The sequence below is a fragment of the Oceaniglobus sp. K40-3 genome (genome assembly GCF_055808395.1).
In genome coordinates this window covers 379,090-395,394 of sequence record NZ_CM147868.1, presented here as the reverse complement: position 1 = coordinate 395,394, position 16,305 = coordinate 379,090, and the positions used below count along the sequence as shown (strand labels likewise).

General features: G+C 62.0%; 17 protein-coding genes and 3 pseudogenes. 8 read left to right on the top strand and 12 right to left on the bottom strand.

What is annotated here, in order from left to right; all coding sequences use genetic code 11:
* The first annotated feature begins 58 nt into the window (after positions 1-58).
* Together AC0L7P_RS02100 and AC0L7P_RS02095 are read left to right on the top strand one after the other, a co-directional pair.
* Positions 59-1,444: a leucyl aminopeptidase family protein gene (locus tag AC0L7P_RS02100; protein ID WP_473434272.1), complete on the top strand. Its 1,386-nt coding sequence runs from the start codon at positions 59-61 to the stop codon at positions 1,442-1,444.
* The gene (locus AC0L7P_RS02095) at positions 1,441-2,283 is read left to right on the top strand and encodes a C40 family peptidase (RefSeq protein ID WP_473434271.1); all 843 of its coding nucleotides are present in this window, start codon (positions 1,441-1,443) and stop codon (positions 2,281-2,283) included. Before AC0L7P_RS02100 ends, AC0L7P_RS02095 begins: the two co-directional genes overlap by 4 nt.
* 14 nt (positions 2,284-2,297) lie before the next feature.
* Here the strand turns inward: AC0L7P_RS02095 and AC0L7P_RS02090 are convergent, their stop codons facing one another.
* Positions 2,298-2,687: a DUF2794 domain-containing protein gene (locus AC0L7P_RS02090; protein ID WP_473434270.1), complete on the bottom strand. Its 390-nt coding sequence runs from the start codon at positions 2,685-2,687 to the stop codon at positions 2,298-2,300.
* 284 nt (positions 2,688-2,971) lie between these two features.
* Here AC0L7P_RS02090 and AC0L7P_RS02085 point away from each other — a divergent pair, with 284 nt between their 5' ends.
* From AC0L7P_RS02085 to AC0L7P_RS02075, 3 genes are all read left to right on the top strand, one after another.
* The gene (locus AC0L7P_RS02085; RefSeq protein ID WP_473434269.1) at positions 2,972-3,430 is read left to right on the top strand and encodes a c-type cytochrome; all 459 of its coding nucleotides are present in this window, start codon (positions 2,972-2,974) and stop codon (positions 3,428-3,430) included.
* Positions 3,431-3,544: 114 nt separating this feature from the next.
* The gene (locus AC0L7P_RS02080) at positions 3,545-4,657 is read left to right on the top strand and encodes an S-(hydroxymethyl)glutathione dehydrogenase/class III alcohol dehydrogenase (protein ID WP_473434268.1); all 1,113 of its coding nucleotides are present in this window, start codon (positions 3,545-3,547) and stop codon (positions 4,655-4,657) included.
* An 82-nt stretch (positions 4,658-4,739) separates the two neighbouring features.
* Positions 4,740-5,459 (top strand): NYN domain-containing protein, encoded by a 720-nt coding sequence (locus AC0L7P_RS02075; RefSeq protein ID WP_473434267.1) that lies wholly within the window; start codon positions 4,740-4,742, stop codon positions 5,457-5,459.
* 3 nt (positions 5,460-5,462) lie between these two features.
* On the opposite strand, the gene AC0L7P_RS02070 is transcribed toward AC0L7P_RS02075, so the two are convergent.
* Both AC0L7P_RS02070 and AC0L7P_RS02065 read right to left on the bottom strand, forming a co-directional pair.
* On the bottom strand, positions 5,463-6,083 hold the full coding sequence (locus tag AC0L7P_RS02070; protein WP_473434266.1) for a TetR/AcrR family transcriptional regulator: 621 nt from the start codon (positions 6,081-6,083) through the stop codon (positions 5,463-5,465).
* Between the two features lie 87 nt (positions 6,084-6,170).
* Positions 6,171-6,329, bottom strand: a complete 159-nt coding sequence (locus AC0L7P_RS02065) for a hypothetical protein (protein WP_473434265.1) — start codon at positions 6,327-6,329, stop codon at positions 6,171-6,173.
* Between the two features lie 122 nt (positions 6,330-6,451).
* Between AC0L7P_RS02065 and mbfA the strand changes: the two genes are divergently transcribed.
* Both mbfA and argC read left to right on the top strand, forming a co-directional pair.
* Positions 6,452-7,429: an iron exporter MbfA gene (gene mbfA / locus AC0L7P_RS02060; protein ID WP_473434264.1), complete on the top strand. Its 978-nt coding sequence runs from the start codon at positions 6,452-6,454 to the stop codon at positions 7,427-7,429.
* Between the two features lie 69 nt (positions 7,430-7,498).
* Complete coding sequence (gene argC, locus AC0L7P_RS02055) at positions 7,499-8,419, top strand: N-acetyl-gamma-glutamyl-phosphate reductase (RefSeq protein WP_473434263.1); 921 nt, start codon at positions 7,499-7,501, stop codon at positions 8,417-8,419.
* A gap of 5 nt (positions 8,420-8,424) precedes the next feature.
* Here the strand turns inward: argC and pncA are convergent.
* Positions 8,425-9,025: pseudogene (gene pncA / locus AC0L7P_RS02050) on the bottom strand (bifunctional nicotinamidase/pyrazinamidase).
* 73 nt (positions 9,026-9,098) lie between these two features.
* Between pncA and trhO the strand changes: the two are divergent.
* Positions 9,099-10,007, top strand: coding sequence for an oxygen-dependent tRNA uridine(34) hydroxylase TrhO (trhO, locus tag AC0L7P_RS02045; protein WP_473434262.1), 909 nt, complete (start codon positions 9,099-9,101; stop codon positions 10,005-10,007).
* Between the two features lie 4 nt (positions 10,008-10,011).
* Here the strand turns inward: trhO and AC0L7P_RS02040 are convergent, their stop codons facing one another.
* The 8 genes and pseudogenes from AC0L7P_RS02040 to AC0L7P_RS02005 form a co-directional block, all read right to left on the bottom strand.
* Positions 10,012-10,746 (bottom strand): metallophosphoesterase, encoded by a 735-nt coding sequence (locus AC0L7P_RS02040; RefSeq protein WP_473434261.1) that lies wholly within the window; start codon positions 10,744-10,746, stop codon positions 10,012-10,014.
* A complete protein-coding gene (locus AC0L7P_RS02035) occupies positions 10,743-11,663 on the bottom strand; it encodes an alpha/beta fold hydrolase (protein ID WP_473434260.1) in 921 nt (306 codons plus the stop codon). Before AC0L7P_RS02035 ends, AC0L7P_RS02040 begins: the two co-directional genes overlap by 4 nt.
* A gap of 2 nt (positions 11,664-11,665) precedes the next feature.
* Positions 11,666-12,464, bottom strand: a pseudogene (locus AC0L7P_RS02030) (phytanoyl-CoA dioxygenase family protein).
* A complete protein-coding gene (locus AC0L7P_RS02025) occupies positions 12,461-13,381 on the bottom strand; it encodes an ornithine cyclodeaminase family protein (RefSeq protein WP_473434259.1) in 921 nt (306 codons plus the stop codon). Before AC0L7P_RS02025 ends, AC0L7P_RS02030 begins: the two are co-directional and overlap by 4 nt.
* On the bottom strand, positions 13,378-14,001 hold the full coding sequence (locus tag AC0L7P_RS02020) for an HAD family hydrolase (RefSeq protein ID WP_473434258.1): 624 nt from the start codon (positions 13,999-14,001) through the stop codon (positions 13,378-13,380). The genes AC0L7P_RS02025 and AC0L7P_RS02020 overlap by 4 nt, the downstream gene beginning before the upstream one ends.
* The gene (locus tag AC0L7P_RS02015; protein WP_473434257.1) at positions 13,998-14,450 is read right to left on the bottom strand and encodes a YaiI/YqxD family protein; all 453 of its coding nucleotides are present in this window, start codon (positions 14,448-14,450) and stop codon (positions 13,998-14,000) included. Before AC0L7P_RS02015 ends, AC0L7P_RS02020 begins: the two co-directional genes overlap by 4 nt.
* Positions 14,447-15,273: pseudogene (gene fghA, locus AC0L7P_RS02010) on the bottom strand (S-formylglutathione hydrolase). The gene AC0L7P_RS02015 and the pseudogene fghA overlap by 4 nt, the downstream one beginning before the upstream one ends.
* A gap of 31 nt (positions 15,274-15,304) precedes the next feature.
* Entirely contained in the window at positions 15,305-16,264 is a 960-nt protein-coding gene (locus tag AC0L7P_RS02005; protein WP_473434256.1) for an AEC family transporter, read from the bottom strand.
* Positions 16,265-16,305: the final 41 nt, after the last annotated feature.

Genomic DNA, 16,305 nt, shown 5'->3' with positions numbered 1-16,305 from the left:
GGGGATGTTGGCCGGTTAGGGTGGGGCAAGAAATGCCGCAGCAAGAGGTTTAGCCCACATGTCCCTTGATTTTGCCCCGTCCGATAACGCGGCGCTTCCGCTGTATGCCCTGACGTCTGAACGTTTTGAATCCTGGTTGAGCGATCAGGATCAGGCGGTTCAGACATGGGCCCGGGCCAATACTTTCACGGCCTCGGCGGGTGCTGTTCTGGTGTTGCCCGATGACGCCGGCGCGCCCCGGGCCGCGATTGCAGGGCTGGGCAAGGCGTCGGATGCCGCACGGCGCCGGTTTACCCTGGCGGCGGCGCGGGAAAAGCTGCCCGCTGGCCCTTGGGTTTTGCAGTCGGACCTGACCGATGCACAGCGGGACGAGGCGGCGCTGGGCTGGCTTTTGGCCGGATACCGCTTTGATCGCTATGCCAAATCACCGGCGCCCAAGGCCATGTTGGTTGCCCCCGAAGGCTGCGATGCCCCCCGGCTGGAAGCGATTGCCAAGGGTGAGGCGCTGACCCGCGATCTGATCAACACGCCGGCGTCGGACATGGGGCCGACCGCTTTGGAACAGGCCGCGCGTGATCTGGCGGCGGGTTTTGGCGCCGATATTCAGGTGACAACCGGCGATGCGTTGCTGGATGCAAACTTTCCGATGATCCACGCCGTCGGGCGTGCGGCCACTGACGCCCCCCGCCTGATCGAGATGACATGGGGCAATACCGGCCCGCGCCTGACGCTGGTGGGCAAGGGCGTGTGTTTTGACACGGGCGGGCTGAACCTGAAACCCGGGGCCTCTATGGGGCTGATGAAAAAGGATATGGGCGGCGCGGCAACGGTGCTGGGCCTGGCGCGAATGATCATGGCCTTGGGTCTGCCCCTGCGCTTGCAGGTTCTTGTTCCGGCAGTGGAAAACGCGGTGGCGGGCAACAGTTTTCGCCCCGGCGACATCCTGACATCGCGCAAGGGGCTGACGGTCGAGATCAACAACACCGATGCCGAAGGGCGGCTGGTGCTGGCCGATGCCTTGGCGCTGGCGGGTGAGGGCGACTCTGATCTTACCATTTCCATGGCCACCCTGACGGGGGCGGCGCGGGTGGCGGTTGGCCCTGATCTGGCGCCGTTTTATTGCGATGACGATAAAATCGCAGCGGCCCTCGGGGTTGCGGGGCAGATCGTGTGTGATCCGCTGTGGCGGATGCCATTCTGGGCGCCTTATGAAACAATGATCGAACCGGGGATTGCCGATCTGGACAACGCCCCCGGTGGCGGTTTTGCCGGGTCGATCACAGCCGCGCTGTTCCTGCGCCGCTTTGCGGGCGACACCGCGCCCTATGTTCATTTCGACATCTACGGCTGGAACCCGACAGCGGCGCCAGCCCGGCCCAAGGGCGGGGTGGGGCAGGGCGCGCGTGCCATTCTGGCGGCGCTGCCCGGATTGTTGAACCTATGAGCGACCGGCGGCAAACCCCTGCCAATGGCCGTGTTGCCGCCGCGCATCTGGATGGCAAGGTCACAGCCGAACGGTTCGTAACGGGTGAACCCGCGCAGGTTTGCACCTTTGCCGCCGGATTGTTTGCCGCACCTGACGGGGGATTGGACCGGCAGGTGTTGTTCGGTGATTTGGTCGATGTTTACGAACGGCACGATGGTTGGGCCTATGTTCAGGCGCAAAAAGATGGCTATTGCGGGTATCTGCGCGAAACCGCGCTGGCGGGTGTTTGCGCGCCAACCCATGCCGTCCGTGTGCGCCACACCCATATTTATTCTGACGCGGGGTTCAAGGCCCCCACCCTGGCGCGCCTGCCTTTTGGCGCCCGGATCACGGTAACCGGCGAAACCGATGTCTGGTGCATCGTGGCATGGTCGGGCGGCGTGGGCCGGGTGCATCGCGATCACCTGCGCCCCCTGTCCGAACCGATGCCCGACCCGGCCACCACGGCGGCGTTGTTTCTGGGCACACCGTATCTTTGGGCGGGAAATACCGGGGACGGAATAGATTGCTCGGGGGTGGTGCAGGCGGCCTGTCTGGCGGCGGATATTGCCTGCCCGGGCGACAGTGATCTGCAATCACAGACCCTTGGCACCCCCTTTGGTGACAATGAACCGTTTCGCCGGAACGATGTGATTTTCTGGAAAGGTCACGTGGCGCTGGCCGAGGATGAACACATGATGATTCACGCGACGGCCAATGGCATGACCACCCGGCGCGAACCGATCCAACCGGCGATCGAGCGTATTATTTCACAGGGCGACGGCCCCGTGACCGCGCGTCGCCGGTTGTTTCCCTGACCGGATCACCTTGTTCAATCAACCGCGCGGATCAATTTACGTTCCAGCACCCGCAAAACGACACGCAGATCAGCGCCCCGTTTCAGGATCTGACCATCCATGGCGATAACGGCATATTGCCCCTGCCGACCGCGCAGACGGGGCCGTTTTTCGATGCGATAGATCGGATTTTCGGCGGTGCGCCGAAACACGGAAAACACGGCAACATCGCGCAGGAATGACATGCCGTAGTCGCGCCATTCGCCCGCCGCCACCATCCGCCCATAAAGGGTCAGGATCACGCCCAATTCGCGCCGGTCAAACGCGACGCGATCATTCGGGTCGCGGCGCTGGGGAAGGGGGTGGGCGGTTGCGCATTCATTTCCCTGACTTTGCCGACAAGACGCGGCATTGGCAAGCGGCACGGTGGTTTCATCGTCGGGGCGGGGGCTATGCCCCGATTTTGCCCGAAAATGACCGCGCTATCACCGCGCCCCGGCCCTTTGCCCGCCTGTTTCTTTCGTAATAACGATACCCGAGCGAAAGAGCGCTTCAGCCCGGTGCCGTGTTTGCATTGCCCCCACCAGTGCACGGCACCGGGTTATCTTCCCCAACAGCGCCTGTTTTCCGCCATCACGAATAATTTGGTGGACGCGTGGATTCCCATCCCTAGTCTTGAGTCATTGGTTGAAAAAAGGATTCCTGCACCATGAACAGACTAACGACTGCCCTCATCGCCCTCGGATTTGCCGGCACGGCGGCCGTAGCCTTTGCTGAATCCCACGCTGATCCGGTCGCAGCCCGGATGGAGCTGATGAAAACCATCGGTGGCCAGGTCAAGATTTTGGCTGCCAACGCCAAGGGCACCTTTGATGCCGATGCCGTAAAAGCGGCGGCGACCACCCTGCACGAGGCATCGCTGAAGATTCCCGTCGTGTTCGAGGCAAACGAAACCAACGATAAATCCGAAGCGCTGCCCAAGATCTGGGAAGATTTCGATGGCTTTACGGCCAAGGCCGAGGGGCTGCAAAAGGTCTCGGCTCGCGGCGATGGACATCACCGATGCTGCCGGGCTGGGCGCGGCCATGGGGGATATCGGCGGGGCCTGCAAGGCCTGCCATTCCGAATACCGCGCCAAGAAATAATCAGGCGCAGTAACCTCGTTTGATGGTATCGACCCGGCCCGCCCAGATGTTCAATCGGGCGGGCCGGGTGTCTTTGGTTGCATTTCGCCTGCATTCTGGCACAGGGTCGGGCCAGAACACCACTTTGGAGAACAGCCATGAGAACCCGCGCCGCCGTTGCCCTTGCCGCCGGAAAGCCACTTGAGGTGATGGAGGTGAACCTTGATGGCCCCCGCGCCGGTGAAGTGTTGGTTGAAATCAAGGCGACAGGCCTGTGCCACACCGATGAATTCACCCGTTCGGGCGCCGACCCCGAAGGCGCGTTCCCGGCGATTCTGGGCCACGAGGGCGCGGGCGTCGTGCTGGAGGTGGGCGAAGGTGTGACCAGCCTGCAACCCGGCGATCATGTGATCCCGCTCTATACCCCCGAATGCCGGACCTGCGAATATTGCCTGAACCCGAAAACCAATCTGTGTCAGGCGGTTCGCGCCACCCAGGGGCAGGGCGTGATGCCTGACGGCACGTCGCGGTTTTCCATGCTGGATGGCACGCCGATCCTGCATTACATGGGCTGTTCGACGTTCTCCAATCACACGGTTTTGCCCGAAATCGCGCTGGCCAAGGTGCGCAAAGACGCGCCGTTTGATAAAATCTGTTACATCGGTTGTGGCGTGACCACGGGCATTGGCGCGGTGATCAACACGGCCAAGGTTGAAATCGGCAGCCGGGCGATCGTGTTCGGTCTGGGCGGGATTGGCCTGAACGTGATTCAGGGTTTGCGTCTGGCGGGGGCCGATCAGATCATCGGTGTCGATCTGAACCCGGGCAAGGTTGAAATGGCCACGCGCTTTGGCATGACCGATTTCGTCAATCCTGCTGATGTGAAAGGCGATCTGGTTGGCCATCTGGTGGACCTTACCGGTGGCGGCGCCGATTACACCTTTGATGCCACGGGCAACGTGGGCGTGATGCGCACCGCCCTTGAATCGGCGCACAAGGGTTGGGGCGAAAGCATCATCATCGGCGTGGCCCCGGCAGGAGCCGAAATTTCAACCCGGCCGTTCCAACTGGTCACCGGGCGCAGTTGGCGCGGCACCGCATTCGGCGGCGCGCGTGGCCGCACGGATGTGCCGAAAATCGTCGATTGGTACATGGACGGCAAAATCGAGATCGACCCGATGATCACCCACACCATGGGGCTGGATGACATCAACAAAGGGTTCGATCTGATGCACGAAGGCAAGAGCATTCGCGGCGTGGTGGTTTACTAACGGGCCTTGGCCCAATCGAGCCGGGTCAGTTTTGATCTTTTTGATCGCTGTCAAATGCCCTGCAATCTGATATGGGTCGGTCATGAAACAGAATGACCGACCCCTCTATGCCGTCCTGATCGACGCCGATAATATTCCGGCCAAGTTTGCCGGCGCGATCCTCAAGGAAATCACCTCGTTCGGGGAACCGGCGTTGCGCCGGGTTTATGGCGATTGGTCGTCGGGGCAATTGGCGAACTGGTCGGGCACCGTGCGGGCGCTGGGGCTTGTGGCGCATCAGGAAACCGCGAACACCAAAGGCAAGAACGCCAGTGATATCGGCCTTGTGATCGACGCCATGGATATTTTGCACACGGGCCGGTTTGACGGTTTCGTTCTGGTGAGTTCCGACAGCGATTTCACCGCGCTGGCCAACCGTATTCGCGAACAGGGGCTGGATGTGATCGGGATCGGTGAAGGCAAGGCGCCTGAATCCCTGCGCAATGTGTGCAACCGGTTCATCCTGATTGAAAATATCATTGATGAGGAACCCGTCGTGGCCACGCGGGGCGAAACGCCGGCCCCCACGGGAAAACAACCACCGATCAACGCGGTGCCGCTTATCCTCAGGGCGATGGACAAGATCGATCAGGATGACGAATGGTATGCCCTCGGGCCGCTGGGCCAATATATCATGGCCGATAATCCCGATTTCGATACCCGCACCTATGGCAAACGCAAGCTGAGCGATCTGGTGCAGGAGCTGAAGCGGTTCGAGACGAAAAAGGTGGGCAGCCAGTTCCACCTGCGCCGCGTGGATTGACGATTACGCCGTCCCATACCGCGCGACGAACATTTCAACCGCGCCGTCAATCACCCGCCTGACCTCGGCATCGGTGAACCGGGATTGTATGCCAAACACAAGGCGCGGGAAAAGCTGCGCCTTGCAGAGTTCGGCAAACTGGTGGGCGGCCAGCACCCGATCATCAATCGCCAATTCGCCCCGGGCGATGGCAAGGTCGAAATACTGGCACAGGGCGGTTTCAACAACGCCCGGCCCGCTTTCATAGAACTGACAGCCCAGTTCGGGGAACCGCTCGGTTTCGGCAACGCAGATGCGAAACACGTTCTGCCCGAAATCCGAGAGCATAAACCGGATCAGATGGGTGCCGGCCTCGCGCAATACCACGGCGGGCGCGGCTGACATGTCCATTCGCGCGGTGGCTGTTTCGGCCTGACGGCGGCATTCAGCCCCGGCAACCGCCATGAACAACAGGCGCTTGTCGGGAAAATAGCTGTAAAGCGTCGCCTTGGACACGCCTGCGGTCTTGGCGATGGTGTCGACGCTGGCCCCCTCAAACCCGTCTTTCAGAAAAACGGTCCGGGCGCCGTCCAGCACCTGTTCGAACTTGCGCCCTTTTTTGACTCCGTCATCCATCGCGCTCATGTGGCCCCCGATTTTTCGTCACAATAGACTGAAACGTTCAGTTTCAGCAAGGAAGCCCGGGGCCGTGCGACGAAAACCGGCCAGGTGTTACTTGCCCGGAACGCAAACCGCCTGTTCGCAGGTTTTGGTGGAAATGGTGCCGTCCGCAGGCGGAAAGGTCAGGTCCGGTGGCAGAATCTGCATGGCGTTGGCAGCGAAAGAACCAAGGAAAAGTGCGGTCGCGGTGGCAAGGGTGAGGCGGGTCATGGTGTTTCCGATTCTAAAGTGAACTGATCTGTTCACATAAATAAACCGATCAGTTCAGATTGCAAGCCTTGCGTTTCAGGTTCATTGCCTTAGGTTAGAATGATTCTAAACTGGAGCCTGCCATGATCCCCGGAGTATCAAACCGCCGCCGTTTCCGTGATCTTTCGGATCAGGAGGTTCTGGCGCTGGCCATATCGTCCGAGGAGGACGATGCGCGCATTTATCGCTCTTATGGCGCACGTCTGCGCAGTGATTTTCCCGGTTCGGCGGCTGTGTTTGATGGCATGGCGACCGAGGAAGATGAACACCGCCGCCGCCTGATCGAATTGTACCGCAGCCGTTTTGGCGAGGTGATTCCCCTGATCCGACGCGAACATGTGTCCGGGTTCTATGCCCGCCGCCCCGTCTGGCTGATCGAAAATCTCAAGATCGAACGCATCCGCGATGAGGCCGAGGCGATGGAGCGGGACGCCCAGACCTTTTACGAAAAGGCCGCCGCACGCACGCAGGATGCAGCCACGCGCAAACTGTTGGGTGATCTGGCCGCGGCAGAGGCGGGGCATTCGGATCTCGCCAATGCCCTGATCGCCGAACACCTGGGCGACGATACCCGCAGCGCCGAGGAACGCACCGCCCACCGGCAATTCATCCTGACATGGGTACAGCCCGGGTTGGCCGGTTTGATGGACGGGTCCGTTTCAACCCTTGCGCCGATTTTTGCCGCCGCCTTTGCCACCGGCGACACCTGGCAGGCGTTTCTGGTGGGCATGGCGGCCTCGGTCGGGGCGGGCATTTCCATGGGCTTCACCGAAGCGGCCAGCGACGACGGCGAGATTTCAGGCCGGGGCAGCCCGTTCAAACGCGGCATCGCGGCGGGCGTGATGACAACGCTCGGTGGTTTGGGCCATGCGCTCCCTTATCTCATCCCCGATTTCTGGACCGCGACCACCGTGGCCGGCATCGTGGTGTTTATCGAATTGTGGGCCATCGCCTGGATCCAGAACCGGTTCATGCAGACGCCGTTTTTCAGGGCGACAATGCAGGTGGTTCTGGGGGGCGGATTGGTGCTGGCGGCGGGTATCCTGATCGGATCGGGGTGACGTTTGGCGTGTCTTGGCAACTCCGGTGCAACAGGCTATCCCCCATGGTGACAATCAAAGGGGAAGATCATGACGGCGAAGGTGTTCATTGATGGCGAAGTTGGCACAACCGGGTTGCAGATCCGCGACCGCCTGACCGCCCGCGATGACATCACCCTGATTTCGCTGTCTGATGACCGGCGCAAGGATGCCACCGCCCGGGCCGAGGCCTTGGCCGAGGCTGACGTTGCCATCCTGTGCCTGCCCGATGATGCCGCACGCGAGGCGGTCGCCCTGTGTGCCGACACCGACACCCGGTTGATTGATGCCAGCACCGCCCACCGGGTTGATCCCGCATGGGCGTTCGGTTTTCCCGAGTTGACCGCCGGTCAGGGTGCCACGGTGGCCAATGCGGCGCGGGTCAGCAACCCGGGCTGCTATTCCACCTGCGCCATCGCCCTGTTGCGCCCCCTGCGTGATGCGGGCCTGCTGGGCGCTGATGTGCCGCTCTCGATCTTCGGGATTTCGGGTTATAGCGGCGGCGGCAAGGGGTTGATCGCGGAGTACGAAAGTGGCGCCACAACCGGCAGCTTTGTCTATGCCACGGGTCAGACGCACAAACACCTGCCCGAAATCGTCACCCACGCCGGGCTTGGCGCCACGCCGATGTTTGTGCCCTCGGTTGCCAATTTCGCGCAGGGGATGATGGTGCAAATCATGCTGCATCCCGGCATGATCACCGCGCCCATGGGGGATCTGCACGCGGCCCTTGCCGATCACTATGGCGCGGGGTTTGTTCAGGTGCGCCCGCTGGAGGCCCTGCAAGCGCGCGAAAATCCACAGGCGCAGAACGGCACCAACAATCTTGAACTTTCGGTGCTGGGTGATGGTGCCGGGGGGCGGATCGTGCTGTCGGCGGTCCTTGATAATCTGGGCAAGGGTGCGTCCGGGGCGGCGGTGCAAAACCTGAACCTGATGCTGGGCCTTGATCCCGCCACCGGGCTGACCTGAGCCGGTCAGGTCAGGGTTACGCCTGCCTTTTCCATCGCTGTTGTCGCCGCCGCGAGCGGAGCCGTCAAAATCAATGGCACGGCACAGATCGGTGCGCACGCTTACCTCAAGGCCAAGCTGCGCACCGTCCACCGCCGAATAATTGACGCAAAAATCCAGCGCCAGCCCAACCAGCGTGATTGCTCCAATCCCCCGGTTGCGCAGATACCCCTCAAGGCCGGTAGGCGTTTTATGGTCATTCTCGAAGAACGCGGAATAGCTGTCGATCGCGGGGTTAAACCCCTTGCGGATGATCATGTCGCCATCGGTGCGCAGATCGGGGTGAAAGGCCGCGCCGGGGCTGCCCTGAATGCAGTGGTCAGGCCACAGAACCTGTGGGCCATAGGGCATGTCGATCAGGCTCATCGGGGTTGCGCCGGGGTGTGAACTGGCGAACGATGAATGGCCCGCCGGGTGCCAATCCTGCGACAGGATCACCGCATCGAAATCATCCATCAAAGCGTTGATTCCCGGCACGATGTCATTGCCCCCGTTCACGGCCAAGGCGCCGCCGGGGCAGAAATCATTTTGCACATCTATGACCAAAAGGGCGGATTTCGTCGTCATGGGGCCTCACATCTGTTGTCTTGGTTCACCCTACACCTTGCCGCGCGCGGGCCAAGGGCGTAATTGGCGCGCCATGATAACCATCGCCGCCCTTTACCAATTCACCCGCTTTGACGATCCCGCCGCCCTGCGCGCGCCGCTGGCCGCCCTGTGTCATGACGAGGGCGTGAAGGGCATCCTGCTGTTGGCCCCCGAAGGGATCAACGGCACCATCGCAGGCAGCCGCGCCGCGATTGATGCCGTGCTGGCCCATATCCGCGCCCTGCCCGGATGCGACGGGTTGGAATGGAAGGAAAGTCAGGCCGAAAGCCAGCCGTTCCTGCGCATGAAGGTGCGCCTGAAACGCGAAATTGTCACGATGGGCCAGCCGGGGGTCAATCCGGTGGCGGGCACCGGGCATTATGTCGATCCGCAGGATTGGAACGCGCTGATCAGCGCGCCCGATGTGGCGGTGATTGATACGCGCAACGATTACGAGGTGGGCATCGGCACCTTTCAGGGCGCGGTCGATCCGCAAACCCCGACGTTTCGGGATTTTCCCGCGTGGTGGGCGGCGAACCGCGACCAATACAAAGGCAAGCGGATCGCGATGTTCTGCACCGGGGGTATCCGCTGTGAAAAATCCACCAATTACCTGATGTCGCAGGGGGTTGAGGATGTGTTTCACCTGAAAGGCGGTATCCTGAAATATCTGGAACAGGTGCCAGAAGCGGATTCGCTTTGGCAGGGCGAATGTTTCGTCTTTGATCAACGGGTGTCGGTGGGCCACGGCCTGACCCCGGGGCAGCACGATCTGTGCCATGCCTGCCGCCGGCCGATTTCAGCGGCGGACAAGGCCCATGCCACCTATGAGGCGGGCGTGTCCTGCCCCCATTGCATTGATACGATTGCCGAATCTGATCGGGCGCGGTTTCGTGAACGCCAGCGCCAGATCGAACTGGCCCGCCGACGGGGCCAGCAGCATCTGGGCGGGGGCGAATAACGGCTCAGGGGCGCAAGGGTACGCGCCCGCTTTCCCCCAGAACGAAACATTCTGCCCCCTCGAACACAGCCGCCGTCAGCGGTTTGCCATAACCCGCGCCGGTATCCAGCGCGATCCGGTTGCCCGCATGGGTTGGCTGTTCGACCACCGTATGGCCATGGACCACAAGAAATCCGTGATCGCGGGTATCCTCGAGAAAATCCTTGCGAATCCAGACCAGGTCATCCTCGGCCTGTTGATCCAGCGGCACGCCGGGGCGAATGCCCGCATGAACAAACAGCAGATTGTCGGTGGCATAGGTCAGGGGCAGGTCGGCCAGCAAGGCGCGGTGGGGCTCTGGCACGGCCGCGCGCGCCTCGGCGTAGACCTGCGCCGGGTCGCGCGCCGGATCGGCATCGACCCCGTATGAGGCCAGCGTTTTATCCCCGCCAAGGCGCGGGTCAAGCCATGTCAGACCGCTGTGCAAGCGCGGGTCATGATAGTTCGGATCATCAAGATAACCTTTGAACATCCGGTCGTGATTGCCCTTCAGCACGATCCATGGGGCACCGGCGGCACGTCCGGCAATCAGGTGATCCAGAACCCCCCGGCTGTCGGGGCCACGGTCGGTCAGGTCGCCAAGGTGGATGATTGGCGCATCGTCGGTGCCGTGCTTTGCCTGATCCGCCGCGATGCGGGCGTGGGCCGCGCGCAGCATGTCGATCTGGCCGTGAATATCGCCGATGGCATAAATGGTCATGAATGTTGGCCTGTCTTGGTATCGTTCAGAAACTGGATGATCTCGCCCGCCACTTGCGGGGCGTGGGAATAGGGCAGGGCGTGGGTGGCGTCGGGAATGGTCGCCTGATGGGCGTCGCGGTTTACCTCGGCCAGACGCCCGACGTTCGAGACAGGAATGACCGTATCCTCGATGCCCCAGATGGCCAGCGTTTTTACCCCCGCTGCCTGGATGGCGCGGTGGTGCGGGCGCATGTCCTCGCTCAGGATATGGCGTTGCGATGACAGGATGGCGGGCAGAAACCCCCGGCGCCGGGTTTGTGCGATCTGAATATCGCGCAGGCCGGAGGGTGAATTTGCGGCCAGATCGGCGCGCATGGCCACACCGCCAAAGCCCAGCATCAGCCAATCACCAATCAGTGGCGTGCGGCGGGTGAAATTGGCCAGCGCCCCCGCATTATGGAGCAACCCCGCCGGGGCCAGCAGCACCAGCCGCCCCACCCGTTTTGGCGCTTTGGCGGCAAAGGGGGCAACGATGCACCCGCCCATGGAATAGCCCAGCAGCAGGTCAATCTGGCCGACCCCCTGATCGTCAAGCAGGGTTTCAAGCTGGCGGATGAAAAACCGGCTGTCCTGCTGCCCCGGCGCCCTGTCAGACAGCCCGCGCCCGGGCAGATCATAGGCCAGTGTGCGGAACCCCGCCTTGGTAAGATGGTCGATCAGCGGGGCGTAAACCTGTGATGGCGTGGTCAGACCATGAACACAGACCGCCACCGGCCCGCCCTCGGGGCCGTGCCAGCGAAAATATGTCTGGCCCATGGGCAGATCGGCAAGGTCAGTTTTGGCGCGGTCGCTGGTGCCCAGCGTTCGGCGCGTCCGCTCCGACATCCAGGGCGCGGCTGCAAGCGTTGCAACAAGAACAAGCAGCAGCCACCCCATTGTCAGTCACCCCAGATCACGGGAAACCAATCATCGCGCAGGGGGTGGCCCGGCTGCATCCCATGGCCGGGAAAGGGCGGCGAGGTGCGCCCCGGGCGCTCCACATAGCGCGCATCGTCGCCCACAAACCGCAGGGACAGGGCGCGGCGGCGGCTGTCGGTCAGGTTGCCGCGCGCGCCATGGGCGGTGCGGAAATCGAACAGTACCGCGTCGCCCGGCTCCATCGGCCATTCCAGAACCTGCATGTCGCCGGGGTTGGCGTCGGGGTCGGGCACCGGCATCCATGCATCGTCGCCCTTGTAAAAATCGCTGTCATCGGCCCAACTGACCGGACGTACCATCTTTGGCCACAGGTGCGACCCGGCGATCAGCCGCAACGACGCCTCGCGCACCGGATCAAGGGGAATCCACATGCTGACGGTTTGCGTGCCTTCGACAAAGTAATAGGGCAGAATCCTGATGCCATGGGGTGGGTTTTGGGGTTCCGGGTTCTTTCACCAGCACATGATCGTGGAAAATCCGGGTGGTGTCTGATTGCATCGCCTCGGCGGCCACCTGTGCGGCGGGGCTGTTGCGGATCACGTTCTCAAATTCGGGAATACGCTGCCAGTTGCAGTAATCGTCAAAGAACCGCCCCTGGGTGACGCTGTTTTCGCTGGCATAGGGGCCGGGGGATCGGATGTTGCGGTCGATGCCCTGCGCCATGGTTTCAACCCATTCGGTGAACAGGCCGCGCACGACAATCGCGCCGTCCCGGGCAAACGCCTGAACGTCGGTTTGCGACAAAAGTTTGCTCATCACGTGCCTTTCAATGTGGTCAGGATATGGTGCGCCGTCATCAGATCAAGATGCGCGCCGCCGCCGTTTTTGAACAGGGTGATCTGTTCGGGCGTGTCGCGTTTGAATGTGCCCGTGGGCAGATCATAGAAATCGGCGCGAATGTCATTGCGGGCGATGGTGCCATCGGCCAGCGGGATTTTCAGCTCGCCGATATGATCCAGTGTTGTATCGCGGCTGTCCACGAACAGGGTGGCGCGGGTGATCGCGGTATCGTTGGCCTCGCGCATGTCGGGGCGGTAGGCACCGATCAGGTCGACATGCTGACCGGGGCGCAGCCATTCCCCGCGCAGGATCGGGTCGGTTGACATGGTGGTGCCGATCACGATGTCCGCGCCCTGTACCGCCGTTTGCAGATCGGGCGCGGCGGTGGTGGCCGGATATTCACCGGCCAGTTTCGCGGCGTTTTCCGGGGTGCGGTTCCAGACGGTGAACCGGGCCTTTGGGAACAAGGCGCCATAGGCCTGCCGGGTGGCGCGTGCCTGATTGCCCGCCCCGAGGATCAGAATGTTTTCGCTGTCCGGTCGGGCCAGATGGCGGGCGCCCAGCAGGCTGTCGCCCGCCGTTTTCCATTTGGTGACCAGATGGAAATCGACCAGGGCGGTCAGGCTGCCGTCCGCGTCCGAATAAAGATTGACCGCGCCGTTGACCATCGGTTTGCCCGCCGCCGGATTGCCCGGAAAGATCGTGGCGGTTTTCACCGCCATCCCCAACCCGTCAATCCATGCGGCGCGTGACAGTACCGTGTCCTTGTCGCGGTAAAGAAAGCTGTCCTTGATCTCGGCCCGGGGCAGGGCGTGGCCCGCGGCCAAGGCATCGGTGAGGGCGATCCAATCCAGCGTGGTGTCGCCCTTTTCGTAACTGATGATCGGAAATGTCATGCTGCTGCCTCTTCGTTGCTCAAAAGCCCCTCGGCCACCAATCTGTCGGCCCAGCCTTGGGGGTGGGTGAACAGATGCCCCTGCCAGCCGCGTGCCCTGGCGGCAGCGATGTTATCGGCCCGGTCATCCGCGAACAGCAGGGTTTCGGGGGGTAACCCGCAATCCTGTTCGACCGCTGCGTAAATTTTTGGGTCGGGTTTGGCCATCTTCATGTGCCCGGAAATATAGGGGCGGTCGAATTCGGTGAAGAATTCATAAAACGTGGCCGCGTGATCGAAACTCCCCACTCCGAAATTGGTAAGGGCAAACACCGGCACGCCCTTGGTTCTGAGGGCGCGCAGCAGTTTCACCGAATGGGGGATGGCCGGTTTGGCCAGTTCGATCCAGTTGTCATGCCAGTCGCGGATTTCGCTGCGCCATTTCGGGTGCTGTTCGGCCATGTCATAGATGGTGTCACGGAAATCAGCGCCCATATCCACCCGTTCGTTCATGGCGTGCAGATCGACCTCGGCGAACATCTGTTTGCGCCGTTCAGCTCCGATGGCGCGGTCATAATACCGTTCGGGGTGCCATTCGATCAGAACGTTGCCGATGTCGAAAATCACTGCGTTGACGGTCATGACACATCCTTTTCCGCCGCCCGCGCGGCCCTGTCCAATGCATCGAGGAAACGGGAGCGGTCGGCCTTTGTAAAGCCCCGCCCGCCCCCTTGGCGAAACGGATCGGCGGCGCGCAGGTCGCTCATCAGATCGCGGGTGGCAAGGACCGTTCCGATATTGGCCTGCGTCAGGGGTTCGCCGTTGTGTTTTACCACCCGCGCGCCGTTTTCGATCACCCGCGCCGCCAGCGGGATGTCACCGGTTATGACCACATCGCCTGTTTTGGCACGATCCGCGATCCACATATCGGCCACGTCGGGACCGTCGGGCACGATCACCAGTTCCACAAACGGGTTGCGCGAGGGGCGCAAGCCGCCGTTGCACACCAGATACATCTTTATGTTCAGGCGGGTTGCCACCGTTTCGGCCTCGGATTTGACCGGGCAGGCATCGGCATCGACATAGATCACCGGTTCAGGGCCGCTGCGTGAAAGGCCACATGATCGCCCATAAAGGTGGAAACAAAGAAATAGCTGTGGTCATAGCCGGGCTGCATCCGCATCACCCCCTGTTGGCGCCGTTCGGTCATGGCATGGGCCAGGGTTTCGGGGCGCAGCAGATCAAGGAATTGATCACTGGTGCCGGTGTCAATCAGGACCGGGCCGTCAAACCCCACCTTCGACATCAGCGCGCTGGCGTCGTGATCGGCCCATGTGGTTTCATCCGCGCCCAGATACGCCGTAAGCTGCTTGCGACCCCAATCGCTGTTGCAGGGGTTGCAGATCGGGGAAAACGCGGAAACCGAGGCAAAGCGTCCGGGCAGGCCCATGGCAAGGGTCAGCGCGCCATGCCCGCCCATGGAATGACCGGTGATTGCCTGACGTTCCCAATCCAGCGGTTGCGCAGAAAGGGCGGCGGGCAGATCCGAGGCGATATAATCCCACATGCGGAAATGATCGGCCCATGGTTGTTCGGTCGCGTTCACATAAAACCCGGCACCCTGCCCCAGATCAAAGGCTTCGTCATTGGCCACGCCTTCGCCCCGGGGCGAGGTGTCGGGGAAAACAAGGGCAATGCCATGGGCGGCGGCATGGGCCTGTGCGCCCGCCTTGACCATGGCGTTTTCATGGGTGCAGGTCAGCCCTGACAGATACCACAGCACCGGAACCGGCCCGGCCTTGGCCTGAGGGGGAGGAACAGCCCGAATGTCATGTCACATTTGCAGGCATCCGAGGCATGGGAATACACCCCCTGTACCCCGCCAAAACACGCATTTTCCGAGATCGTTTTCATCGTCAGGCCCCTTTGTCGGTTTGCCCTATGGCTATCCCGCCGCTGCGCCGCTGACAACCGCGCCGCCGCCAAGGATCCAGGCGATGACCAGCGATACGGTGATCACCGAAAACAAGGTTGAAATCAGGATCGAGGCTGAAACGCGCTGGGGCGCCACGCCATAATGTTGCGCGATGATATAGACGTTGCCCGCCACCGGCAGCGCCGCCGCCGCGATCATCACGCCGGCGGAATAGGGATCGGCGGGAATGACGACAAGCACCGCCATGGCCACGGCCGCCGGATGCAGTATCAGTTTGCAAAAGGACAGCCACCCGGCAACGGTGACCCGCTCGGCCGATTTGCTGGCCAGCGAGGCACCGATGGCAAACAGCGCGCCGGGTGTGGCCGCACCGCCAAGGATCGCCAGAAATTCATTCATCGGCCCGGGGATGGGCCATTCCAGCGCGGCCCAGCCAAACCCCAGCGCAACCGACACGATCATCGGGTTGCGCAACAGCCCCATGCCCACGGTCCGCAGAAGACCAAAGGCCAGCCGCCCGTCCCGCGCCCCGGTGATCAGGATCACGACAAGCGAGCCAAAGACGATCAGATCCACGGCAAGGATCATCATCACCGGCCCGATGGCCGCGTCGCCCAACAGCAGCACCAGCATCGGAACACCCAGAAACCCGACATTGCCGATCACGGCGCATTGCGCCTCGATGGCCGTTTGTTCCAGCCCGATACCCCGGATCATTCCCACCGCAGTGGCCAGCAGATAAACCGCCATGGTCGCACCCAGATAGGCCAGCATGAGATCAGGGTCCAACACCTCCCAGAACGACAGATTGGCGGCGAACCGGAACAGCATGGCCGACAGCGCGAAATAGAACACGAATTTCGTGAGATACGCCGTTGCCTCGGCGGTAAAGAACCGGGTGCGTCCGGCCCAGTACCCAAGGGCAATCAGCGCAAAGAAGGGCAGGGTTTTCAGGAATATGGCAACCATCCTGTGTGGCTATCGTCTTGGCATGGGAAAAACAATCTGCG